The sequence below is a fragment of the Mesorhizobium sp. Mes31 genome, from assembly GCF_024519675.1.
Classification (GTDB): domain Bacteria; phylum Pseudomonadota; class Alphaproteobacteria; order Rhizobiales; family Rhizobiaceae; genus Mesorhizobium.
Genome location: NZ_JALJRL010000021.1, coordinates 81553 through 104972 on the forward strand (window position 1 = coordinate 81553; position 23420 = coordinate 104972).

General features: G+C 63.9%; 23 protein-coding genes. 15 read left to right on the top strand and 8 right to left on the bottom strand.

The window, feature by feature from the left end; genetic code table 11:
- Nucleotides 1-30 precede the first annotated feature (30 nt).
- The 3 genes from NR193_RS27570 to NR193_RS27580 all read left to right on the top strand — a co-directional run bounded on the left by NR193_RS27570 (nucleotide 31) and on the right by NR193_RS27580 (nucleotide 2020).
- Nucleotides 31-510, top strand: coding sequence for a tetratricopeptide repeat protein (locus NR193_RS27570; RefSeq protein ID WP_256753864.1), 480 nt, complete (start codon nucleotides 31-33; stop codon nucleotides 508-510).
- A gap of 246 nt (nucleotides 511-756) precedes the next feature.
- On the top strand, nucleotides 757-1281 hold the full coding sequence (locus NR193_RS27575; RefSeq protein WP_256753865.1) for a DoxX family protein: 525 nt from the start codon (nucleotides 757-759) through the stop codon (nucleotides 1279-1281).
- A gap of 127 nt (nucleotides 1282-1408) precedes the next feature.
- Entirely contained in the window at nucleotides 1409-2020 is a 612-nt protein-coding gene (locus NR193_RS27580; protein WP_256753866.1) for a BA14K family protein, read from the top strand.
- A 190-nt stretch (nucleotides 2021-2210) separates the two neighbouring features.
- Here NR193_RS27580 and NR193_RS27585 read toward each other — a convergent pair whose 3' ends face one another.
- Nucleotides 2211-2708 (bottom strand): porin, encoded by a 498-nt coding sequence (locus tag NR193_RS27585; protein ID WP_256753867.1) that lies wholly within the window; start codon nucleotides 2706-2708, stop codon nucleotides 2211-2213.
- Nucleotides 2709-2949: 241 nt separating this feature from the next.
- Between NR193_RS27585 and NR193_RS27590 the strand changes: the two genes are divergently transcribed.
- From NR193_RS27590 to NR193_RS27605, 4 genes are all read left to right on the top strand, one after another.
- Nucleotides 2950-3174 carry a hypothetical protein gene (locus NR193_RS27590; RefSeq protein ID WP_256753868.1) on the top strand — a complete coding sequence of 75 codons (225 nt, stop codon included), beginning with the start codon at nucleotides 2950-2952 and terminating at the stop codon, nucleotides 3172-3174.
- A gap of 366 nt (nucleotides 3175-3540) precedes the next feature.
- Nucleotides 3541-3798 carry a DUF680 domain-containing protein gene (locus NR193_RS27595; RefSeq protein ID WP_256753869.1) on the top strand — a complete coding sequence of 86 codons (258 nt, stop codon included), beginning with the start codon at nucleotides 3541-3543 and terminating at the stop codon, nucleotides 3796-3798.
- Nucleotides 3799-3999: 201 nt separating this feature from the next.
- The gene (locus tag NR193_RS27600) at nucleotides 4000-4317 is read left to right on the top strand and encodes a DUF2934 domain-containing protein (RefSeq protein WP_256753886.1); all 318 of its coding nucleotides are present in this window, start codon (nucleotides 4000-4002) and stop codon (nucleotides 4315-4317) included.
- A gap of 14 nt (nucleotides 4318-4331) precedes the next feature.
- Nucleotides 4332-4481, top strand: a complete 150-nt coding sequence (locus NR193_RS27605; protein ID WP_013894378.1) for a hypothetical protein — start codon at nucleotides 4332-4334, stop codon at nucleotides 4479-4481.
- A gap of 113 nt (nucleotides 4482-4594) precedes the next feature.
- Here NR193_RS27605 and NR193_RS27610 read toward each other — a convergent pair whose 3' ends face one another.
- The 4 genes from NR193_RS27610 to NR193_RS27625 form a co-directional block, all read right to left on the bottom strand.
- Nucleotides 4595-5752, bottom strand: a complete 1158-nt coding sequence (locus NR193_RS27610; protein ID WP_256753887.1) for a sulfite oxidase — start codon at nucleotides 5750-5752, stop codon at nucleotides 4595-4597.
- A 285-nt stretch (nucleotides 5753-6037) separates the two neighbouring features.
- Nucleotides 6038-7900 (bottom strand): CHASE2 domain-containing protein, encoded by a 1863-nt coding sequence (locus tag NR193_RS27615; RefSeq protein WP_256753870.1) that lies wholly within the window; start codon nucleotides 7898-7900, stop codon nucleotides 6038-6040.
- 7 nt (nucleotides 7901-7907) lie between these two features.
- Nucleotides 7908-8438, bottom strand: coding sequence for a FecR domain-containing protein (locus NR193_RS27620; protein ID WP_256753871.1), 531 nt, complete (start codon nucleotides 8436-8438; stop codon nucleotides 7908-7910).
- Between the two features lie 489 nt (nucleotides 8439-8927).
- Complete coding sequence (locus NR193_RS27625; RefSeq protein WP_256753872.1) at nucleotides 8928-10646, bottom strand: bifunctional diguanylate cyclase/phosphodiesterase; 1719 nt, start codon at nucleotides 10644-10646, stop codon at nucleotides 8928-8930.
- A gap of 188 nt (nucleotides 10647-10834) precedes the next feature.
- Here NR193_RS27625 and NR193_RS27630 point away from each other — a divergent pair, with 188 nt between their 5' ends.
- A complete protein-coding gene (locus NR193_RS27630) occupies nucleotides 10835-11686 on the top strand; it encodes an MEDS domain-containing protein (RefSeq protein WP_256753873.1) in 852 nt (283 codons plus the stop codon).
- A 55-nt stretch (nucleotides 11687-11741) separates the two neighbouring features.
- Here NR193_RS27630 and NR193_RS27635 read toward each other — a convergent pair whose 3' ends face one another.
- Complete coding sequence (locus NR193_RS27635) at nucleotides 11742-12749, bottom strand: HD-GYP domain-containing protein (protein ID WP_256753874.1); 1008 nt, start codon at nucleotides 12747-12749, stop codon at nucleotides 11742-11744.
- A 542-nt stretch (nucleotides 12750-13291) separates the two neighbouring features.
- Between NR193_RS27635 and minC the strand changes: the two genes are divergently transcribed.
- From minC to minE, 3 genes are all read left to right on the top strand, one after another.
- Nucleotides 13292-14113 carry a septum site-determining protein MinC gene (gene minC, locus NR193_RS27640; RefSeq protein WP_256753876.1) on the top strand — a complete coding sequence of 274 codons (822 nt, stop codon included), beginning with the start codon at nucleotides 13292-13294 and terminating at the stop codon, nucleotides 14111-14113.
- A 78-nt stretch (nucleotides 14114-14191) separates the two neighbouring features.
- Entirely contained in the window at nucleotides 14192-15007 is an 816-nt protein-coding gene (gene minD, locus NR193_RS27645) for a septum site-determining protein MinD (protein ID WP_256753877.1), read from the top strand.
- Nucleotides 15004-15276: a cell division topological specificity factor MinE gene (gene minE / locus NR193_RS27650; RefSeq protein WP_091585453.1), complete on the top strand. Its 273-nt coding sequence runs from the start codon at nucleotides 15004-15006 to the stop codon at nucleotides 15274-15276. Before minD ends, minE begins: the two co-directional genes overlap by 4 nt.
- Before the next feature lie 302 nt (nucleotides 15277-15578).
- Here the strand turns inward: minE and NR193_RS27655 are convergent, their stop codons facing one another.
- Together NR193_RS27655 and NR193_RS27660 are read right to left on the bottom strand one after the other, a co-directional pair.
- Nucleotides 15579-16820 carry an ATP-binding protein gene (locus tag NR193_RS27655; protein WP_256753878.1) on the bottom strand — a complete coding sequence of 414 codons (1242 nt, stop codon included), beginning with the start codon at nucleotides 16818-16820 and terminating at the stop codon, nucleotides 15579-15581.
- Nucleotides 16817-17545, bottom strand: a complete 729-nt coding sequence (locus NR193_RS27660) for a response regulator (protein ID WP_256753879.1) — start codon at nucleotides 17543-17545, stop codon at nucleotides 16817-16819. The genes NR193_RS27655 and NR193_RS27660 overlap by 4 nt, the downstream gene beginning before the upstream one ends.
- 214 nt (nucleotides 17546-17759) lie before the next feature.
- Here NR193_RS27660 and NR193_RS27665 point away from each other — a divergent pair, with 214 nt between their 5' ends.
- From NR193_RS27665 to NR193_RS27680, 4 genes are all read left to right on the top strand, one after another.
- Nucleotides 17760-18473, top strand: a complete 714-nt coding sequence (locus tag NR193_RS27665) for a hypothetical protein (protein ID WP_256753880.1) — start codon at nucleotides 17760-17762, stop codon at nucleotides 18471-18473.
- Nucleotides 18474-18587: 114 nt separating this feature from the next.
- Entirely contained in the window at nucleotides 18588-18722 is a 135-nt protein-coding gene (locus tag NR193_RS27670; protein WP_256753881.1) for a hypothetical protein, read from the top strand.
- Nucleotides 18723-19098: 376 nt separating this feature from the next.
- Nucleotides 19099-20367 carry an efflux RND transporter periplasmic adaptor subunit gene (locus NR193_RS27675; protein ID WP_256753888.1) on the top strand — a complete coding sequence of 423 codons (1269 nt, stop codon included), beginning with the start codon at nucleotides 19099-19101 and terminating at the stop codon, nucleotides 20365-20367.
- 3 nt (nucleotides 20368-20370) lie between these two features.
- Nucleotides 20371-23420 (top strand): efflux RND transporter permease subunit (locus tag NR193_RS27680; protein ID WP_256753882.1); only part of this gene is annotated, 3050 nt, incomplete at its 3' end.

Genomic DNA, 23420 nt, shown 5'->3' on the forward strand with positions numbered 1-23420 from the left:
GCACGGCAAATCTTCATAGCGAGAAAGACAATGAAACAGTCTCTTTTGGGCAGGAATGCCCTGTTCGGCCTGCTCGGCGCCGTTGCCGTGCTGACCGTGGTTCCGGTCGCTGCTGTCATGCCGGCCTATGCGGTCGACAACATCGAGGGCGGCGACGCGCCCGACCTCACCGCCGTCAAGGCCAAGATCGAGGCCAAGGATTACCAGGGCGCGCTGGCCGAGCTCCGCGACCTGGCGCAGGACACACAGCAGCCCGACGTCTACAATCTGCTCGGCTTCACGCTGCGCAAGACCGGCGACTACAAGACGGCGCTCACCTACTACACCAAGGCGCTGGAACTGAAGCCCGATCACAAGGCCGCCCGCGAATATCTGGGCGAGCTCTATGTCGAGACCGGCGACATGCCCAAGGCCCAGGAGCAACTGGCGTCGCTGGAAAAACTCTGCCCAGCCGGCTGCGAGGAGCTTTCGGACCTGCAAAAGGCCATCGACACCAAGGTGACGAAGTAAGGCTATTTCCTCTCCCCCACGGACGTGGGGGAGAGGTGGCCGCGAAGCGGCCGGAGTGGGGGCCTGGCGCCATACCTATCCCCCAACGCACCGTATTTTTGGGCGCTCGTGGCTGGCGCCCAAAAACCGGAGCCGGCGTCTCTCCCTCCGCCGGCTCCACCCTTTCAAAGATCGGACGTTGCAGCGCCATTGCGCGCGTCCGACCGGGCGCACGGCGCCTGCCTGTTACCAGATTGGAGCCTGACCATGACCCCGACCGAATTCGCCACGAAGTTGCACCTCTTCGCCATCAGGCACCACGTCCGCGATGTGATCCTGCTGGCCGGCCGGCTGCTGCTTTCTCTCATCTTCCTGCATGAAGGCGTGACACTGGCCACCCATTTCGACGGCGCCGCCAAGGCGATGGCCGCTTTAGGCGTCGGCCTGCCGCTGTTTGTCGCCACCATCGCGCTGCAACTGGGGGCAGGGCTCTCCGTCGCGACAGGCCTGCTGACGCGCCTCGGCGCCATTGGGCTTGGCCTGTTCTGCCTGGCAACGGCCACGCTGTTCCACACCAACTTCGCCAGCCAGAACGAATTGCTGCATTTCGAAAAGGATCTGGCCATCGCCGGCGGCATGTTCGTGCTGGCGATCGCCGGCGCCGGCGCGATCTCGCTGGACAGGTTGGTGGCCGGCACTCTGCGGCAGCGGCGGCGCGACAAGGAAATGGTGGCGGCGCTGCTGGCGGCGGAGAACCAGATGTCCCTGGGCGACGTGAGGCTGCCGGTTTGAGGGGCTGGGGCTCGCGGCGTCAGGCATCGGCATACCGGCCAGCAGGCGCCACCTTTGCCGCAAGCTCGCTCGCTGGAACCAGTCGCGATGCCCCGCATTCTATTGGCTGAGGCTCAAGGAGTGTGGGATGAAGGCGATTTTGGCACTGGTCGGGGGCTTCGTTCTGACCCTTGCGGTTTTCGGCAGCGGCCTGGCCTTTGCTGCCTGGCTTCTTGCCGCCAAGCCCGCCCATCAGGCAAGGCCCGCCGACAGTGTCGCCGAGCTGTGGACCAAGGGTGCACAGCCAGTGGACAAGGCAGCGCAGGGCCTGGAGCGGGTGGCCGCCGCGCAGCCTGCGGCGCCCGATGCCGCCGCGAGGGCGCAGCCGGTGCCGCACGACGCAACCTTGATAAGCGCGGTGGCGCCCGCGGCGGGCGTGCAGGCCGGGCTGCCGGCTTCCCATGTCAGGTGGTGCGAGAGCCGCTACCGCTCCTACAATCCGGACGACAACAGCTACATGTCCTATAGCGGGGAGCAGCGCCCCTGCATCTCGCCCTATCTCGACGCCGGCGCCGGCGACCAGGCCGCTCAGCCGTCCACCGAAGCGAGCTACGTCGAAGGGGGCGCCGCCCCTCTGATCGCCACGGTGGAGGTTTCCGCCGACCACGTCGAATCCTGCTTCAGCCGCTACCGCTCCTACCGGCCTGAAGACAACAGCTACCAGCCCTACACCGGTGGGCCCAGGCGCCAGTGCGAGTAAGCGCCGCCTGCTGCCTGCCGTCGCCGTTGCGGGCGGCATTTCGCTGGACAGGCTTGTCGCCGGCACCTTGAAGCAGTGGCGGCGCGACAAGCCAATTCGGGCGACGACGAACTGCGCGACAGGTCGGGCAACGATCGCGCGGCCGTGTGGTCGTGACTGGAGCCCTTGAAGGGGAAACCAGCAAAATCAACTACCAGGTGAGCTGCAAGCCTGCATTTCCGCCAACGCTGTGACCGGCGAATGCGACGCCAGCCGTTCCTGTCAGCCGGCCGCCGCCCGCAAAAAGACCCTCGCCAAGAACCGCCGCACCCGTCAAGCCCATCGCATTGGACATGCCGGCGTTACCCCAGTTGACGCGCACGCCAAAATGCTCGCCGGCGACCAGGTCAGGGCTGGTCAAGGCCGCGGCGATCGAGGAATTTTCGAAGGCGCGAGCGACACGGTTGTCGATGTCTTCGACGCTCTGTGCCAGCGCGGTCTTGGACGTCACCGTGCCGTCCTCGGTTTGCTTCTTGGTCACACCGGTGTTGGCGTTGATGCAAGTGTCCGTACCCGGACTGTAGTAGTATTGCGCACCGTAAATCGAACAAACTTTCACGTACTCGACCGGCTGCGCAAAGCCAGGCGTAACGGCGCAAACCGTTCCCGACAGAACCGCAAGCAAAATGTAACGATTGATCCCGACCACTTACCCCTCCCGCTAGCAATTGTTAGCAAACCCTTAACGCAATGCCGCATGGAGACGCTTTGCCTGTCAACGGGAGGTAAATCCGGATTCTGTGCGGTTCTGCGAAATCCGGGTTCTGTTGCTCGCGCGCAACAAATCGAGATGGCGGAGACGAGGCATTCGCCGTTCACCAGAGCGCGTTTCCACCAACACACTTCCACACCGACTTCGCCAGCCAGAGCGAACTGCTGCATTTGAGGATTTGGCCATCGCCGGCGTGATCTCGCTCGACCGGCTGGTGGCCGGCACCCTGCGGCAGCGGCAGGGCGACAAGGAGACAAGGAGATGGTGGCGGCGCTCCCGGCGGCTTTCGCCGGGCTTTCCGGCCAAATTCAACGCAAAATTCCACACTTTCGGCGGTTCATCCCACGCCCTCTCCCACGCCCGCGCCCACGCCATGCCCCTAATCTATTACCGTTACCGTTGATCGCGTCGATCATCGGCATGTTCCCGTGCAGCATTTGCAGGGCGTCGAAGCAATTCGGACCCGATGCCGGCACGGGGGGCGAGGTGGAGCGTGAGGCTTCCCCCCGTCGCACGGATCGCGGCCGGATGGTTCGGCTGCGGCCTTGGAAGAGGAACCAGCATTCGCGAAGAGTTCGGCTGCCTCGAGCAGCCCTTCGGACAGCGCACGAACGGACCAAGACGACGTGCGCTGAACGGCCTGCCGCCGCAAATCCAATGGGGATGGCGGTTGGTCGATTTCGCCCCAAGAGTATGAAGAGACGGTCTCATGAACGCGGTGCGGGCGGCGCGTCGAGGCCTAATGTCAACTTTCAAGAGGAGAATTGAAATGAAGAAGATCGTTCTTAGCCTTGCCACGCTTTTGTTTGCCTCCGGCATGGCTTTTGCCGGCAGCGACCACTTTGGCTCGGACTTTATCCCTGCCGCCGGCAGCTATCCGACTGCCGGTTCCCATTCGATGATGTACGGCGGCGCCAACGCGGTCGACCTGAGCGGCACGAAGAGCGTCACCGACAGCACGGCGTGGGGAAATGCGAACTCCGGCATGCCTGCGCCGGGCTACGGCCAGGGCATCTGGGGACGCTGACACCTAAGCCGGCCGCCACGGCCGGCATCCAGGCGGCGGGGGAACCCGCCGCCTGGATCATCTCGCGGCCTGACTGGGCTCAGCCAGCGCCTCGCACCTTGCCGACTTCCTGCGTCCCGACCCAGCCACAACGATCACGGAAATTTTTTGGATCGTTCGGATTGATGCGGCGTTCTTCCCTGACGCAAAGGAGGAATGACCATGGGCGACGACCGGCACGAGAAGATCCAGAAGCGCGCATACGAACTGTGGGAACGCGACGGCGGTGGCGATCCGGAGCGGCACTGGTACCAGGCCGCGGCCGAGATCGACCGGGAGGCGGCGCTGCCGCTGACGGCGGACGATGCGCTGCCGCGGACCCGCGAGATCGCCAGCTCCGATGTCCTGACGGTCGAGGAACTGGCGGTGCGCACCGGCATATCGGGCGACGAGGCGCAGGAACTGCTCGACAGGCTGGGCAGCGACCGCGCCGCGACCGAGCAAGCCGCCCGCAACCTCAAGGGCAAGCGGCGGTCTTAGCCCGGGAGAGCAAGATGATCAGGAAACTGAAGGACGGCAAATACCGCCTCTATTCGCGCAAGAAGGACGAAAAGACCGGCAAGCGGCGCAATCTCGGCACGTTCGAGACCCGCGAGGCGGCCGAGAAGCACGAGCGCGAGGTGCAATATTTCAAGCGGCATTGAGCTGGCGCGCACGATCTGACGACGGCGCCCCGAATTGTCATGCCGCGCGGCGTCGGCATGACAAATTTCGCCACTTCGCCGGCCTCCTGCCGGCCTCCCGACGCTTTGGTTTCTCAAACGATCCTGACGTGCCGCGTCACCTGGCCATTGCTCTCCCAGTATGTGTGCTTCTTGGCGATCAAGGGATCGTCCATTGCCGGTTGAATTTGTCCCGTGGTGCTGACCGCGCGCGAGGTCACCGTGTGTTCTCCCGGCGAGGGGTTTGCCCATGTCAGGGACCAGATCTTCCAGGCGTGTTCGGCCTCCTCACTGTGGTCGATGGTCGCTGGCGCCCAAGGCGCTTGATCGATTTGCACTTCGACCCGGTCGATCGGTGCCCCCCAGGCTGCCCCGACGATTGCGTAGTCCGAGCCTTTCCGGGTGACCTTCGCCGGTGCCGACTTGATCAACGCTCGGCCCACCGAGGTCTCGGCCCACACGGTCTCGCCATTGTGGTCTTCCTCCCGGATGGTGACATAGTCGCGGGCCATCAGAAGGCTCATGAACCGGGTGTCGCGAACCTCGATGCGCTTCAGCCACTTGACGTTGGCGATCCCGTACCAGCCCGGAACAATGAGCCGCAGCGGAAAACCATTGGCCGCCGGCAAGGCGGCGCCGTTCATTTCATAGCAGAGCAGATTGTCAGGATTCATGGCGTCGGCGAGCGACATGCTGCGCGCGAAATTCTGCTTCATCTTGACGTCGCGTATCGGGATCTCGCTTTCGTCGGTGCCGAAAAAGACGACCTCGATGCCATTTTTCAGCACGCCGGCCTCCTCGAGGATCGGCGCGAGCGGCGTCCCCGCCCAGCGGGCATTGCCGATGCCGCCGGTGAAAAAGGGAAAACCGTGATTGCCCGAGCATTCCACCGTGAAAACGACCTCCTGGCGCGGCCGCGCCCTGATGTCGGCGAGCGTCAACTTCAGGGGCTTCTTGACCAGGCCCTCGATCTGCATGGACCAGGTCTTCTCATCGATCGTTGGTCGATTGAAATGCGAGATGCTGAAGAACTTGTCGTTTGGAGTTATCCAGCTATCCAGGTCCTCCCAGACAAGCTGCGTCTTGATACCTGCCGGATTGGGATTTTCGGTCGGCTGATCCAGCCACGGAACAACGTCCCCGCCCGCCTGTGTTGGAAAAGCATAAGCGCGACGCGAGGTATGGAGAGCAGCGATCGCGACAAGAGCCGCGCTTCCTTGAACAAGAAGTTCCCTGCGTTGAAAGCTATGCATGTTGTTTACCTCCCAGTTGATCCGGAACAGGCTGCAACGTGCGTTAGGCCGAAGCCTGATCACGGACAGGCGACACGATGAAAGTTCTACCCAGCCGGAAGTATCCGGACAGGTCAAACAATCACCGACGCACCTCAAGCATGTGAAGCGTTGGGCGAAACTCTGGCATGCGTTTCGCAATCCAAGAGTGCGCCTTTGAAAGGGAAGTGTCCACAACTTGGACGGGACATGATGACTTTGTATCCTTACAGAGCGGGACGTCCGCCGATCACGCTGCCCCCCGATCTATTGCGGCGTCCGCGCACTTTGCCAGAACCAGATCGCAAGCAAGCCGGTTCGGCCACGGATCTGTGTTTCCACGGGACCTCTCAGGGCGCCGGATTTGAACAGCGCGCAGTCGCGGCCGGCGGCATCGAGCATCTTGTCGCTCACCGCGACTTCCGCATTCTGTTCGGCCGCGATCTCCATCAGGCGGCTGGCAACGTTGACCGTGTCACCGATGGCCGCGATGTGCTGACGGCCTTCGCCGCCGAGCCGAGAGGCGACGATCGTTCCGTGGTGGGCGCCGATCTTGAAGCCGAGCCGCGACGCTGTCGATACAGGCAACGAGGCAAGCCAAATGTTGGTGCGGCAGGCCAGCCCCACGCAACAGCGGGCGGCATTGAAGGCGTCATCTGTCGAGGGTTGCGGCAGGCCGAACAGGATCATGGCGCCGTCCCCCATGAAACTGGTGACGACGCCACCGCAGCCCGTCACTTCCTCGTCGACCAGCGCATGAAAACTGTTGAGGAGTTCGCGTGTGGCGATCGGTCCCAGTGTTTCACTCAGTCCGGTGAAGCCGGACAGGTCGATGAACAGGATAGCGGCGTCTCCGCGGACGGGGTCCGAGAGGAAGTCGCCATGCCGGGCCAGCCACTCGCCCATGCCCGGGGCTTCGACGCGTTGAAGCAACTGGCTCTGCGTGGCGAAAAATTGCGCCCGGCTCCTGCCCAGCCAGAGCTGCGCCGCCCCGAACAGGATGGCTGGCGGAACGGCGGCGGTGATCGGCAGCGCGGCGCTCAGCCAGATATGGTGCGAGAAAGCCGTCATGTTGACCACGAACCAGAGCAGGACCACGCCGGCGACCGCCGCCAGGCCGCTGGCGTTTCGCCGCCACGCCAACAGTCCGACGAGAAGCATGGGCAGCACCACCGCAAAGCCGGCATCGGCAAGGCGCACGGAGCGGTCGCGCACGATCCCGTCGCCGGTCATCAGATGGGCAATCGCCGTCGACATGACTTCGACGCCCGGGAGCACGGGATCGAACGGCGTCGGGAAAACATCGCCGGTGCCGGTTGCGGTCGCTCCGATCAGGACAATCCGATCCCGGATAATGCCAGGATCGAGCTGGCCGTCCAGCACGGTCGCGGCGCTGATCGTGCGGATCGTGCCGCGCGGGCCATAGAATGTCAGAGGCAGGATGTGGCCGATGTCGGTGCGGATCGACCGTCCGCCCAGCGACAGATGACCGGGGGCGATTTCCGGGTCCTCTCCCGCCGCCACGGTGGCGACGCGCAGGCAGAAGGATGCTTCCAGAAGGTCTCCGGCCCGAAACAGCAACGGCACGAAGCGGGGCGTTCCCGTCTTGTCGGTGACCACGTTGACGACGCCGACAGCGGCGGCGTCCGAGAATGTTTTCAGGGGCCACAGGAACCGCTCGGCATCCGGCACGCGGGCGAGGGGTCCTTCGCCCAGTGTCCATTGTCTGCCTCCGGGGTAGACCGCCGCGGCAGCGATGACGCTTCTGCTTCCGCCCAGCGAACGCGCCAGCGCCTCGTCACTGTCCTTTGCTCCGGGGTCGACCAGCAGCAGGTCGAGCGCAATGGCTTTCGGGCCAAGGCGCCCGATCGTATCGACGATCCGGGCAACCGTGGCGCGGCTGAGGGGATAGCTGCCCTCGTGCCGCACGGCTTCGTCGTCTATCGCGACGATGGTGATCAGCTCCGGTGGCGTTGCCGGTCCTCGGACAAGCGTTCGAAGATCGGTCATCGTCGCTTCGAAGCGATCGAGAAACGACATGTCGCCGCGCCAGTGCGCGAAGCCCAGGCCGGCGCCCCAGAGACCCGCCAGGACGAGCGCGATCAGCGTCGGAAGCGCTCGTCGGCTCATTGCGGGTTCACTGGCCGAAGCGAGCCATCAATGCGGTGACGCGCTTGGCGGGCCAGCGCTTGACGGTCAGTGGTGCTGTTCCGGCTTCGACGTCGACGCCTTCGCCCGGTGCGAGGACCACGCCGGCAGCGGACGCCGGCCTTTGCACCGCGACGCGGCCCCTGAGCACGAAAACGGACGTCTTGCCCTGGCCGACGTCGACGACCCATTTCGTCCCGCGCACCGCGGCGATCGCCTGCGGGGTGACAACCGCGAAGCCACCTGGCACCGAGCCGGAAGGAGCGTCGAGCAGCAGCGCCTTGCTCCGCAATTTGACCGCATCGGCATTGCCGTCTCGATCGCTGTCCTTCAGCGTGAAGCGGGCACCGTCTTCCACGGTGACGCTAAGGCCTTCCCGACATTTCAGGATCTGCCGGGTCGTACCGGCCACCGGCACCAGCCTGCACCCCGCGTCCTGCGCCAGGGCGGCATCCACCAGGCAGACACCGGCAAACAGGCCAGCCACCAGGCTGCGGAAAAATCGACCCCTTGCGCTCATCGACGTCTCCTTAGCTTTTGCGAAAATCGCGGCAAGACAATCTTGCCGGCAGCCTGGCGGTGTATCATGCGTACGGACCGGCTGAACCGCCACTTGCAGCCGCGCTGCGCTGAAGCAGCCAGTGCCGACGGGCAATCCTAGCACGACAAGCTGCTTCGACACCAAGGCCCGGGGGCGGTATGCGAATGTCGGCACGACGCTTACTGGGGACACGGGCAAGGTGCTCGCGGGGAGGCGGCTGAGAAGCACGGGCGGGAGGTGCAGTATTTTAACAGGCATTGAGAGGCGTTTTTGGTATTTACCCTACTTTGGCAGTGGCAATAGCGATACACGACACGCTACCGCCGCCAGTTTGCAGGCTCTCATTTCCTGTTTTTACAAATGGCAGCAATGCGCCTGAACGCGGACGTAGTGACCAATTTTGCGGTTGCTGAAAAGCAGACTTCTAAGGCGACCACTGCAGGAAGGTAATCATGGTCGCGCGAGCCCTCAAACCAGAGATTCAAATCCTGCAGCGTTGACCGGCCGACCGAACAGAAATCCTTGCCCGAAATCGCAGTCCATGTCGCGCAAGAGCGTTCGTTCCACCTCTGTCTCTATTCCCTCGGCGACGACATGAAAGCCGAGTTCACTGGAAATCCTGATAATCGACTCAATAATGACCCGCTTGGATCGGCTTTGCGCTAGCCCTTTGACAAAACCGCGATCGATCTTGATTTCTGTCAGGGGGAAATCTTCGAGATAGCGCAGATTTGCGTAACCGGTACCGAAATCGTCGATCGATAAGCCAACGCCCAGTTCGCGCAAATGTCTCATGATCGACAGCATTTCCGCAGAACTCTCGACCATTAAGCTCTCGGTGAGCTCAAGCTTGATCCATGCGGCATCGGCGCCGCTGGCCGTGAGCACGTCGGAGACAAATTTCGGCATGTCGCGAAGCTTGAACTCGATCGGCGAAACATTGAACGAGAAGACTATGGGCACTGGTCGGTTCCTGTTCACGCGCGCGGCAAAGTCCGCGACGGTGCGAAGACCACGGGCGCCAATATCGAGTATGAGACCAGTGTCTTCGGCATGGCCGACGAACTTGTCCGGCGACTGAATCCCAAACAGGCCATGGTGCCATCGCAATAGGGCTTCAGCACCGACAATAGTTCCCGTGGAAAGGTCGACCTGCGGCTGGTAGTGAAAATCGAACTCGTCATGTTCCAGTGCCTGCTGCATTTCGCTGGTCATTCGCAGTCGGTTTCGGGCGCGCCGATCGTCCTCGGAGCTGAATGCGCAAACATCGAGGAACGCCGACGACTTCGACCGATGCAAAGCGGCACCGGCACGACGAACCAGCGTCATGGCGTCCGTCGTTTGGTTGCCAACGACATAGCCCATCGCGAAACGTATCCTGATCGTTGCGCCCGCAACGAGATACCGCGGCGCCAAGGACTGCCGGATCATTTCAATTGTCGCTCGAGCCTCGTCGGCATGGCTTAGAGGCTGGGCGAGGGCAAACTCATTGGATCCCGTGCGGCAGACCAGTGCAGCGCCAGTGTTGGTCAGGCGTCGGGCAATCTGCATCAGCACCTGGTCGCCAACGTCATATCCGTACCCTTCGTTGATGTCATGGAACCGGGCCATGTCGATCTTCGCAATTAGGATCGGCCGTTCCCCTTTACTTAGCAGGACGTCGACGTCCTCGACGAAGGCATATCTGTTGAGCACACCGGTCAGCATGTCGGCGCGGGTGCTCTGGGCGATTTGGGCTGCAGCGGCCCTGCTCGCCGTCACGTCCCGGATCAGTCCGATATAGTGCGTCGGCTCGCCACCAGCGATGCTCATGGCCGCGAGGCGGAGTTCGTTCCAGAACCAGCTACCGTCCTTGCGGTAGTTCTTCAGCGTGACGGCAATATCCGCACGCCGGGCGATCGCGTCGCGAATGGACTGGATTTCGGGTTGAAGGCGATCGCTGCCTTGCAGGAAGCGGCAGTTTCTCCCTATCAGTTCGTCGCTAGAATAGCCGGTGATATCCTGGAAAGCGCTATTGACGTAGACGAGCGCCATACCCCTTTCACGCAGATCGGTGATGGCCACACCGTCCCTCGATAGGTCGGGCAGCCGTGCTGCGATCGCTTCCGGCACGCCTGAGCGGCGCGGGTTGGCGACCGCGGTAGTGCGGATCAGATTACCGAACCCGGCCTTGAAAATCTCTGTCATGTTGGGGGCACAGCTGATAGTCTCATGGGAGATGCGCACCCCATAAATGGCCAGCTACCGCGCGCATTCTACTGGTACGATCATCAGGTTCCGTAACGGAATGGTCGACGTAGCGTGGGCCGCGTCGGCTGCGCAACCAATTTAGTGGGGTCGGTCAATTACTCGTGCATCCGGAAAGTGTCATCGACATGAGCGATGAGCCTGCCTATGCGCCCCGCAAGTCCGGCATTCGCGTCATGGGCGAGATGTCCTGGGGCGCACATATCTGCGTCTTCTACGAAGCGGAACAGGACCTGCTTGCCGCAAACGCTTCCTATTTCGCGGCCGGTCTGGAGGACAACGAATTCTGCATCTGGGCGGTCTCCGATCCGATCGACGCAGAGACGGCGAAGGATGCGTTGCGGCAGTCCATCCCCGACATCGATGAACGCCTGGTGGCCGGCCAGATGGAAATGATCCCTGCTACGGACTGGTACCTTCCGGGCGGGGAGTTCGACATACAGCGCATCACCGGCGGCTGGAATGAGAAGCTGCGCGAAGCATTGGAAAGAGGCTATGCCGGGATAAGAATCAGCGGTAACGCATTCTGGATCGGGACCAGCCACTGGAAGGAGTTTTGCCAATATGAGCATGAACTCGACCGCTCACTGGCCGGTCAGAAGATGGTCGTGTTGTGCACTTATTCCCTGTCGAAAAGCAGGGCCGTGGATTTGCTCGATGTCGCGCGCGCCCACCAATTCACCATCACCCGGCGAAACGGGGAATGGGAATTTCTCGAGACGCCGGAGCTCCAGGCCGCCAAGCAGGAAATCAGGAAGCTTAATGGCGCACTGGATATCCTCGCGGACACCAGCCACGCCGCTTTCACTGCCCGCGAGCGTATCGTACTCGCCCAAATCGTCAGGGGGTACTCGAGTAAGGAGATAGCCCGCACCCTGGGAATTGCCCCGCGAACGGTCGAGTTCCACAGGGCCAATCTTCTCAAGAAAACCAACGCACGAAGCACGGTCCACCTCTTGCATATGGTTCTTGGCGAGTAGCACAAGTGAGGTGTGACGACCTGGCGGCGGGCTCAAACCATGCGCTATAAGTGAATTAGAAGTTGTTCAAGTCCGCCTGAGCAATGTCCCCCATCTCATCGGTGATTTGCAGGGTTTGAGCTGGTCCGCTCGGCCACCTCAGGCCCATGCAATCAAAGAACTGTTTTAAAAGCGCTCGATCGAAATGACCGCTCCACGTCCCCATCATCTCCGCGGCAGCCTCCGGAGTGAAGCCCTTCTTGTATGGCCGAATAGACGTCAAGGCATCGAAAACATCGCAAATCGCGACAATCCGTGCCGCGGCACCGACCTGTCCGTCCTTTAAGCCATCCGGGTAGCCGGACCCGTCCAGCTTTTCGTGATGATGAAGGCAGATTTTTCCCACGATTTCCGGTAGACCCTTCGTCCTCGCCAGCATTGCATATCCCTCGCGCGGGTGGGTCTGCATGACCGCCATCTCATCAGCCGTGAGCTTGTCGGTCTTGGTCAGAATGGCAGTCGGGATGCGAATCTTTCCGATGTCGTGCAGAAGACTGCCAACGGACAGTATCCGGACCAGATTACTGTCAAGCTTGAGATGTCGCGCGAACAAGCCGACAAGGGCACAGACTGCTACTGAATGTTGAAAGCTGATCTCGTCCTTTGTCTTGAGCTTGGTCAGGTTCAAGACGCTTGCCGGGCGAGTGTATAGGAGCTGGTCGACGACATCGACAACCGCCTCCACTTGCTGCCGGTCAATGCATATTGATGAGGCTGCGTTGCTGAAGATCGAGCGCACCATCCCGGTCGCCTTCGTCAACGCCGCCCCAGTGTTGGCGGGCGTTGATCTCTCATTGGGTTTTGGTATCTCGGCCGTCGAACTGGTCGGCCCGATCCCCTTTGAAAGATCGATGACAAGCGTCGTTACGGAACTTTCGCGAAGCGTCTCCAGCTCGGCCGGGCTGGATAGTTTGAATTGGCTGGCTGCAAATGGGCTGCGTAGCCATTGCTTGCCGAACCCATGAATAAACATGCCGAGACGGGCATCATTCTTGTCGATCTGAAGAAGCGTTGAATTCGTCATGCAGTGCTCGCTTGGTTGGTCCTTCGCTCGAAATCGTCGGAGCGACCAAATGCTTGGCTGGGGCGTCCACTTGAAGGCATAGCGCATACCTGCCTGGAAATTACTGTCTCGTGGCTCGCAATCCTCGTCGCCGTTCAACGTTACGGCATGTTGGTAAACTTTCTTTACTCTATCGAGCAGGCGACAAGATCTTCCCGCAGTCATCCCGGTACCATACGAGAACGCTCGGTTCGATTTCGGCCCCGGCTCTGCCGATTGGCCTAACAGAACAAATAGCGAGTCTCGGGTGCTGACCGCAGCGTCCAGAACGTCCGACAACGGGTCGGCCGCAGAACGGCAGTTGTTGGCCCAAGGGCAGCCAAAAGCCGCCAGTCCGCGTTCGGCCCCTATCAAGACGTACAATGTGTCGCCGGTTGGTGGCCGCAACTGGGGTTTGGTCGACTTTCCAATTTCTCCAAGACTGCCCATCCCACCCCCTCGCATTAACCATTCGTTAACCATTCCCTCGCTAGCGTTTACCTATCAGTAAGGATTCGCCAGCCGTGACCTTTGCCGCTCCCCTCGAGGCCAAATCCATTCGCTTTCGCGCCCGCTCCTTCGTCGCTTTCACATTGACTCCGGAAGTGCCTTTGGCGGCCTGGCTGGAGGGGCTGGACCACTGGATCGGCAACTCGCCGGGCTATTTTTCCGGGCGGCCAGTGCTGCTCGATCTGAACACTTTGAAGCCGCAGCCAGGCGAGATCGCGGCGCTGGTGGCGGAACTGGCCACGCGCGGCATCCGCATCTATGCCATCGAGCTCGAAGGGGCGGCGTTTGGGCCCGAATTGCCGCCGGTGCTGGTCGGCGCCAAGGAGGCAACGACGGACGGCCTGCTGCCCGGCCGCAAGGCGAGGGCGGAGGTTTCTGGCAAATCAGAGGGCAAGGCCGAGGGCAGGGCGCCAGAACATACCATGGAAGCGGGGCGCGACGATGCGGCCAGCGCCGGCAAGCCTGGCGCAAGCAAAGCGGGCGACAGCGAGCCGCAGCAGGAAGCTTCGGGCACGCTGATGATCAAGTCGCCGATCCGCTCCGGCCAGGCGATCGTGCATCCGCATGGCGATGTCATCGTGCTCGGCTCGGTCGCGTCCGGTTCGGAGATCATCGCGGCCGGCTCCATCCATGTCTATGGCACGCTGCGCGGGCGGGCTTCGGCGGGTGCGCTGGGCAACAAGGGCGCGCGCATCTTCTGCCGCCGCAACGAGGCCGAGCTTCTGGCTGTCGACGGCTGGTACGTCACCGCCGAGGAGATGGAAGGGTCCTCGCGCGGCAAGCCGGTGCAGGCGTTTCTCGACGGCGAGGTCTTACGCGTTGCGCCGCTGAGCTGACATTCGTTTCGACCGATATTGGCGGCCGGCAGGGAGCCGCTCGACCAACAACAAACAAACAACAACGGAGGCTTTTCAATGGGCAAGGTAGTGGTGGTCACCTCGGGCAAGGGGGGCGTCGGCAAGACGACCTCGACGGCGGCCCTTGGGGCGGCCGTGGCCAAGACCGGCAAGAAGGTGGCGCTTGTCGATTTCGACGTCGGCCTGCGCAACCTCGACCTGATCATGGGCGCCGAGCGGCGCGTGGTGTTCGACCTCGTCAACGTCATCCAGGGCTCGGCCAAGCTGTCGCAGGCGCTGATCCGCGACAAGCGGGTCGAGACGCTGTTCCTGCTGCCGGCCTCGCAGACGCGCGACAAGGACGCGCTGACCGAGGAAGGCGTCGGCGAAGTCATCGACAAGCTGCGCTCGGTGTTCGACTACGTGTTCTGCGACAGCCCGGCCGGCATCGAGCGCGGCGCGCAACTCGCCATGCGCTTCGCCGACGAGGCGGTCATCGTCACCAATCCGGAAGTGAGTTCGGTGCGCGATTCCGATCGCATCATCGGCCTGCTCGACGCCCGCACCATGAAGGCCGAGCAGGGCGAGCAGATCGCCAAGCACGTGCTGGTCACCCGCTATGACGCGGCGCGCGCGGCGCGTGGCGAAATGCTGTCCATCGACGACGTGCTGGAAATCCTGTCGACGCCGCTGCTCGGCATCATTCCCGAGAGCCAGGATGTGCTGAGGGCCTCCAACCTCGGTTCGCCGGTGACGCTGTCGGAGCCGCTCAACGCGGCCGCAAAGGCCTATCTGGACGCCGCGAGGCGGCTGGAAGGCGAGGACCTGCCGGTCGTCGTGCCCTTCGAACGCAAGGGTTTCCTCGATCGTCTTCTGGGAAGGAGGGCGGCATGAGCCTGCTCGACATCTTCAAGCGGCGCTCCAGCGCGCCGGTGGCGCGCGAGCGGCTGCAAGTGCTGCTCGCCTATGAGCGCCGCAACCGCAGCCAGCCCGACCTCGTCTCCATCCTGCGCGAGGAGATCATGGCCGTCATCGCCAAGCACGTGCAGATCGACCAGGACTACCTCCAGGTCTCGATGGACCGCGGCGAGACCATGTCGACGCTGGAAATCGACATCCAGATCCCCAACAAGAGCGCCAGGCCGCTGGCGATGGCGGGGTGAGTTTTTACCCTCCCCCTTGTGGGAGGGTCGTTTCGCAGTCGGAGCGAAGCGGAGATTGCGAGCAGGGGCGGGGGAGGCTGCAGGCTTACACTCCGAAGGCCAGAGCCAAGGCGCCCCCCTCTGTCCTGCCGGACATCTCCCCCTCAAGGGGGGAGATTGGCAGCTCCGGTGTCTCCACCCTGTTTTTAATCGTTGAAATTGGCGAAAGCCTCGCGACATCCAATCTCCCCCCTTGAGGGGGAGATGCCCGGCAGGGCAGAGGGGGGTGCTGTCCCGCCGAACATGCCTTTTTCACAACCCCCTCACACCGCCTTAAACACCACCGTCTGCGCTAGCCCGCCGCCCTTGCGGTTTTCCAGCGTCACGGTGCCGCCGTAGCGCTCGATGATTTCCTTGGCGATGGCGAGGCCCAGCCCGGCGCCCGGAATGGATTGCAGGCGGCCGGGATCGACGCGGAAGAAGGGCTCGAACGCCTTGTTCAGGAGCTCCTGCGGAATCCCCGGTCCATGGTCGGAAATGGTGAGCACGGCGCGGCCGTCGGCCACGGCAAGGTCGACGCGGCACGCCTTGCCATGGGTGGCGGCGTTGATGATCAGGTTGCGCAAGGCGCGGCGCAGGCCGAGCGCGCCGGCCCGCACCGAAGCCGCGTCCAGATGGCCGATCGCCACGACATGGCCGAGCGATACCATCTCGGTCGCGATGTCGCGCACGATCCTGTCCAGCTCGACCGGTTCGACGGCATCCTGGTTGACCTCCTCGCGCACCAGCCGGATGGCGCTGTCGGCGATGCGGTCGAGCTCGTCGAGGTCGTGAAGCCATTTGTCGCGCTCGTCGTCGAGGAACTCGGCGCGCAGCCGCATGCGCGTCATCGGCGTGCGCAAATCATGGCCGGCGGCGGCGACCAGCCGCATGCGGCTCTCCATGGCGGTTCGCAGCCGCGACGAGAGCTGGTTCAGCGCATGGGCCGTCGCCTTGACCTCGGCCGATCCCACTTCCGGCACCGCGGCCAGCACGCCATCCGACCCGATCTTGGAGACGGCGGCCTCCAGCATTTCCAGCGGCCGGATCAGCACCGAGGTGAAATAGACCGAGACGGCGGTGGCGCCGGCCACGATCAGCGAGATCCAGCCGGCGAGAATCAGCCATTCGTGATTTGGCGGGTCGATGTGGGGAACCTGCATGACCGCCCAGCGCCCGTCGGGCAGGCGCACCGATGCGATCTGGCCGGGTTCATCCACCCTGTCGCTGACGATGGCCGCAACGTCGAAGCCCCGGCGGCGCAGGATGTCGCCAAGCATCGCCGTTTGCGGCCCGGCCACCTTGCCGCCGGCCGGATGGTCGGTGAATTCCACCCGCAGGACGTCCGGCAAAGGACCCGGCAGCAGCCGCATCACCAGCTCCATCTGCTCGGCGACCCAGGGCACGGTCAATTCCGGCGGCGGCCCTCCGCCCCGGACGCTGATGACGGCGGCCGTCGCCAGGCCGACGACGCCGACGATGGAGATGACCAGCAAGAGGATGAGGCGACGCCGCAGCGAGTTCACGCGTTGCCCTCCACTGTCTCGACGCGGGCGGTGAGCTGGTAGCCGCCATTGCGCACCGTCTTGAACAGCGGCCCGTCGCCGGTCTCGGCGAACTTGCGGCGCAGCCGGCTCATCAGCACGTCGACCGAGCGGTCGAGCGGATCGCGCTCGCGGCCTTGCGTCAGGTCGAGCAGCTGGTCGCGCGACAAAAGCCGGCCTGGACGGTCGAGGAACACCTGCAGCAGGTCGAACTCGGCGCCGGTGAGGTCGACGGCCACCCCTTGCGCATCCGTCACCTTGCGGGTGTCGGGCTCCAGCCTGTAGCTGGCGAAACGGTAGACGCGGGGGCGGGGCGCCACGGGCGCGTCCTCGGGCGACGAGCGCCTGAGCACGGCGCGGATGCGGGCGGTGAGCTCGCGCGGATTGAAGGGCTTGCCGAGATAGTCGTCGGCGCCGAGCTCCAGGCCGATGATGCGGTCGACATCTTCCTTCAGCGCCGTCAGCAGGATGACCGGCATGTGCGGCTTGCGGTCGCGCAGGCCGCTGCAGATATCGAGGCCGGAGCCGTCGGGCAGCATGACATCGAGCACCAGCAGGTCGAACTGGCCCGAGCCAAGCTTCTGCTCGCATTCGCGCCGGTCCGCCGCCACCGAGACGCGAAAGCCCTGGCCGTCGAGATAGCGCCCGAGAAGCGTCCTGATCTCGCGGTCGTCGTCGACGACAAGGATATGGGGTTGTACCTGCATTGCTCGCCCGTTTGCCTGTTCGTTTCGGATTATAGGGAGAGCCGCCGGCAAACGGCATGGAAAATTGCAACGCAATGTTGCCAGTGCCCCGCCGGAAACGTTCGGAAACAAATCTCCTTTTTGCGGAAACCTTGGGAAACAAGCCGAAACAAAGCGGAAAAGGATGGTTCCTATCCTCCTGGCCATACGAAGCATGAGAGAAAGGAACAACATCATGCGAAGCAAACTTCTCGCGCTCGGCCTGTTTTCCGCCGCGGCCATCCATCCGGTGCTGGCGGCGCAGTCCGATCCCGCGGCGCCCGGCGACGCGCCACCGATGATGGCCATGCAGGATGGGGCAATGCAGGATGGACCGGACCACGGCCCGATGGGCTGGTTCGGCCAGAACGGGCCCGGCCCGCACGGGCCGATGCGCCATGGTCCGCAAGGCTTCGGGCCGGAAGGCCTCGGCCCCCGCCACATGGGGCCGCCGCCGGAATTCATGCTGGCGGCGCGGCTCGCCGCGCTCGAGACCCGCATTGGCGTGCGGACCGAGCAGCTCGATGCCTGGCGCGACTACACCAGCGCGCTGCAGGCGATGCTTTCGCCGCCACGGCCCGATCACGGACCAGGCGGTCCGGGCGGGACTGGGCCGGAGGCGAAAGGTCCCGATGCGGCGGGTGGCAAGCCCGATGCCTTCGCCTTCCAGGAAGGGCTGGCGGACGACGTCACGGCCCGCGCGGTTTCGGCCGGCAAGCTGAAGGACGCCATCACCGTGCTGCGCGCCAAGCTGACCCCCGACCAGCTCGAAATCCTCGCCTCGGCGGAACGCCCACACGGACCACCCCCCGGTCCCTGGGGCGGCCCGCCGAATGATGCAGCCGGCCCCCGGGGCCTGCCCAACAGGCAGCTTCCGCCGCCCCAGCCCGGGAACGGCGAGCAACCCTGACCGGCTGCGCCGGCCGGCCCGGTACCCAACCCGTTCCCGGGCCGGCCGGTCACCCTTGATGGGATGGCGTCCCGCCATCCCACCGCTCGAAATCCTCGAAATGGAAGCACGACGATGCGGGAAGCCATGATGCCGCACCGGCTGATCGCAGAGGTCTGCCCCAAATTCTCGATCTCGGTTAGCGATGCCGGACGCGTCTTGCCGCTGGCCGCGCGCGCCGGGCCAACGGCCCTGCCGGCCAACAGGTGAAGGGTCCGATCCGCCTCAGCTTCGCCGCCTGGTGCTCCGCTTTCGGAGCGGCTCCACCGCGACCATGGCCGCAAGATCGCGAAAGGCTTGGCTTGTCGCCGCTGATCGCGATACTGATGCCGATGAGCATCGCGGCCAGCTACTCGATTCTCGTCAGGTACGCTCCGCCGCGAAGAAGGAGCGCGACATGAGCCGCCTCGAGGCATTGCTCGACGCCGCCCACAGATTGGCGCGGCCCGTCATCATGACAGTGGTCGCCACGATGGGCGGCCCGCAACCGTGCCCGGCCTCGCTTCCATCGACTGGCTCCTGGCGGAAGCATCCGATGCCGACAGCCAGGCGGCAACCGCAACTCCAGCGAAACATCATCCAGGACATGTCCATGCAGTCTAGCCAACCCCCTTTGCCGGCACGCCGGCTCGTGCCCCGGGCCGCAATGCTGGCCGTCGCCCTTCTTCTGGCGGCCTGCTCGCAGGAGGAAAGCAAGGCTCCCGCCGGCATGGGCGCGGCCGGGCGTGCCGAGGTCAGCGTGGTGACGGTGCATCCGCAGTCGGTGGCGATCACCGCCGAATTGTCGGGGCGCACGTCGGCTTCGCTTACGGCGGAGGTGCGTCCGCAGGTCAACGGCATCATCCAGGCCCGGCTTTTCCAGGAGGGCAGCGAGGTCGTCGCCGGACAGCCGCTCTACCTCATCAATCCGGCGAGCTATCAGGCGGATTACGACAGCGCGGTGGCGTCGCAGCAGAAGGCCGAGGCCTCGGTGCCGAGCGCGCAGGCGAAGTTCGACCGCTATGCCGGCCTGATTCAGCAGAATGCGGTCAGCAAGCAGGACTATGACGATGCGGCGGCATCGCTGGCGCAGGCCAAGGCCGACGTCGCGTCCGCCAAGGCAAGCGTCGAAACCGCGCGCATCAACCTCGATCACACCAAGATCACCGCGCCGATCGGGGGGCGCATCGACAAATCGTCGCTGACGCCCGGCGCCCTGGTCACCGCCAACCAGGACACCGTGCTCACCACCATCCGTGCGCTCGATCCGATCAATGTCGATGTCACGCAGTCGAGCACCAACCTGCTCAACCTGCGCCAGGCCATCACGGAAGGCCGGCTGAAGTTCAGCGGCCCCAATGTCAGCGTCAAGCTGAAGCTCGACAATGGCACCATCTATGCGCAGACCGGCAAGATGGAGTTCGCCGGCGCCAATGTCGACCAGACGACCGGCACATTCGCACTGCGGGCCGAGTTCCCGAACCCTGACCGCCTGCTGCTGCCGGGCATGTATGTGCGCGCCGTCGTCGAAGAAGGCGTTGCGCCGAACAGTTTCCTGGTTCCGCAGCGCGCCGTCAGCCGCAACGCCAAGGGCGAGGCGACCGCAATGGTCGTCAAGGCCGACGGCAAGGTCGAGGAACGCATCCTTGTCGTTGGCAACAGCGTCGGCAACAACTGGCTGGTGAGCCAGGGTGTCAGCGATGGCGACCGGGTCATCGTCGAGGGCACGCAGCTCGTGCGCGCCGGCGCCGAAGCGACGCCGGTCGAGGTGACGATCGACGAGGCGACCGGCGAGGTCAAGGACCGCGCGCAGGGGACTTCGGCCGTCACCACCCCCTCCAACACGGCCAGCACCGGCCAGTCGACCGGGAATTGAGCCATGTCCGCATTTTTCATCAACCGGCCGATCTTTGCCTGGGTGATCGCCATCGTGATCATGCTGGGCGGCCTGCTGGCGCTCAACTCGCTGCCGATCTCGCAGTATCCGCAGATCGCGCCGACCACGGTGAGCATCAGCGCCACCTATCCCGGCGCCGACGCCCAGACCGTCGAGAATTCGGTGACCAAGGTCATCGAGCAAGGCATGACCGGCATCGACAATCTCGACTACATGACGGCGACCTCGACCTCGACAGGCTCGGCCTCGATCACGCTGACCTTCACCACCGCCGCCGATCCCGACACCGCCCAGGTGCAGACGCAGAACAAGCTGCAACTGGTGCAGTCGCAGCTGCCGCAGGTGGTGCAGAACAACGGCATCACCGTCTCCAAATCCTCGACCGGCTTCCTGATGGTCATCGGCTTCGTCTCCAGCGACGGCAAGATGAACTCGACCGATCTCGCCGACTATGTCGACGCCACCGTCAACGACACGCTGAAGCGCGTCGAGGGTGTCGGCACGACGCAGCTTTTCGGCTCGGGCTATGCCATGCGCATCTGGCTCGATCCCGACAAGCTTGCCAAATATGCCTTGATGCCGAGCGACGTGGCCTCGGCGATCGAGGCGCAGAACACGCAGGTTTCGGCCGGGCAGCTCGGCGGCCTGCCGGCGCGCAAGGGCCAGCAACTCAATGCCACGGTCACGGCCAGGAGCCGGCTGCAGACCGCCGAACAGTTCCGCAACATCATCCTGAAGAGCCAGACCGACGGCTCGCTGGTCCGCCTCAACGATGTCGCCACCGTCGAGCTCGGCGCCGAAAGCTATACGACGCAAGCCCACTACAACGGCAAGCCGGCGGCGGGCGTCGCCGTCAGCCTGGCGACCGGCGCCAACGCGATCAACACCGCCGAGGCCGTGCGCTCGACGATCAACCGGCTGAGCTCGACCCTGCCGCAAGGGGTCGAGGTCGTCTATCCCTACGACACCTCGCCCTTCGTGCGGCTGTCGATCGAGGAGGTGGTCAAGACGCTGGCCGAGGCGATCGTGCTGGTGTTCCTGGTGATGTTCATCTTCCTGCAGAATTTGCGCGCCACCATCATCCCGACGATCGCTGTGCCGGTGGTGCTGCTGGGCACGTTCGGCGTGCTGTCGCTGTTCGACTATTCGATCAACACGCTGACCATGTTCGCCATGGTGCTCGCCATCGGCCTGCTCGTCGACGACGCCATCGTCGTCGTCGAGAATGTCGAACGCGTGATGCAGGAGGAGGGCCTGTCGCCGAAGGAGGCGACGCGCAAGTCGATGAACGAGATCACCGGGGCGCTGATCGGCATCGCCACCGTGCTGTCGGCGGTGTTCGTGCCGATGGCCTTCTTCGGCGGTTCGACCGGCATCATCTACCGGCAGTTCTCGGTCACCATCGTCTCGGCGATGGTGCTCTCCGTGCTGGTAGCACTTGTGCTGACGCCGGCACTTTGCGCCACGATCCTGCGGCCGCCCAAGGACCATGCGACGCAGACCGGCCCGTTCGGCTGGTTCAACCGTGTCTTCGACCGCGGCGCAACAGCCTATCGCGACGGCTCGCATGGCATCATCAACCGCGCCAAGCGCTTCCTCGTCGTCTTCCTGGCCATCGTCATTGCCATGGGCTGGATGTTTGCCCGGCTGCCGAGCTCGTTCCTGCCGGAGGAGGACCAGGGCATTCTGATCACCAGCGTGCAGCTGCCGGTCGGCGCGACGCAGGACCGCACCGAGCGCGCGCTGACCCAGGTCACCGACCACTATCTGAAGGAGGAAAAGGACGCGGTCGACGGGGTGTTCAGCGCCTCCGGCTTCGGCTTTGGCGGCGCCGGGCAGAATGTCGGCATCGCTTTCGTGCGGCTGAAGGATTTCAGCCTGCGCAAATCGACGGCCATGGCAGCACAGGCGATCGCCGGCCGCGCGATGGGCGCCTTCTCCAGGATCAGGGACGCGCAGGTGTTCGCGCTCGCCCCGCCCGCCATCCAGGGGTTCGGCAACACCAACGGCTTCGATTTCTATCTGCAGGATGTCAATGGCGCCGGCCATGACGCGCTGCTCCAGACGCGAAACCAGCTTCTGGCCCTGGCCGGGAAGAGCAAGGTGCTCGCCAATACGAGGCCCAACGGCCAGGAAGACCAGCCGCAATTCTCGGTCGACATCGACCAGGAAAAGGCCAGCGCGCTCGGCGTTGGCCTGTCGGACATCAACGACACGCTTTCCACCGCCTGGGGCAGCGATTACGTCAACGATTTCATCGATCGCGGGCGGGTGAAGCAGGTCTATCTGCAGTCGGACCCGAACTTCCGCATGCAGCCGGAAGATCTCGATAAATGGCAGGTCCGCAATTCCAGCGGCACCATGGTGCCGTTCTCGGCCTTCGCCTCCAGCCACTGGACGTTCGGCTCGCCCAGGCTCGAACGCTACAATGGTTCGGCGGCGGTCGAGATCCAGGGCGCGGCGGCCACCGGCGTCAGCTCGGGCGCCGCCATGGACGAGATCGACAAGCTTGTGGCGCAATTGCCCGCCGGCTATTCCCACGAATGGACCGGGCTGTCGCACCAGGAGCGGCTTTCCGGCAACCAGGCGCTATCGCTCTACGCGATTTCGGCGCTGGTCGTGTTCCTGTGCCTGGCCGCGCTCTATGAGAGCTGGTCGATCCCGTTCGCGGTCATGCTCTCGGTGCCGATCGGCATCTTCGGCGCGCTCCTGGCGGCAACCCTGTTCGGGCAGTCCAACGACGTCTATTTCAAGGTCGGGCTGCTGACCACGATCGGCCTCGCCTCCAAGAACGCCATCCTCATCGTCGAATTCGCCCTCGAGCGGCAGACCGCCGGCATGGGGCTCGTCGAGGCGACGCTGGAGGCGGCGCGACAGCGCCTGCGACCGATCCTGATGACGTCGCTGGCCTTCATCCTCGGCGTCACGCCGCTGGCGATCGCCAGCGGCGCCGGCTCGGGGGCGCAGAACTCCGTCGGCATCGGCGTGATGGGCGGGATGATCGCGGCGACGGTGATCGGCGTGTTCCTGGT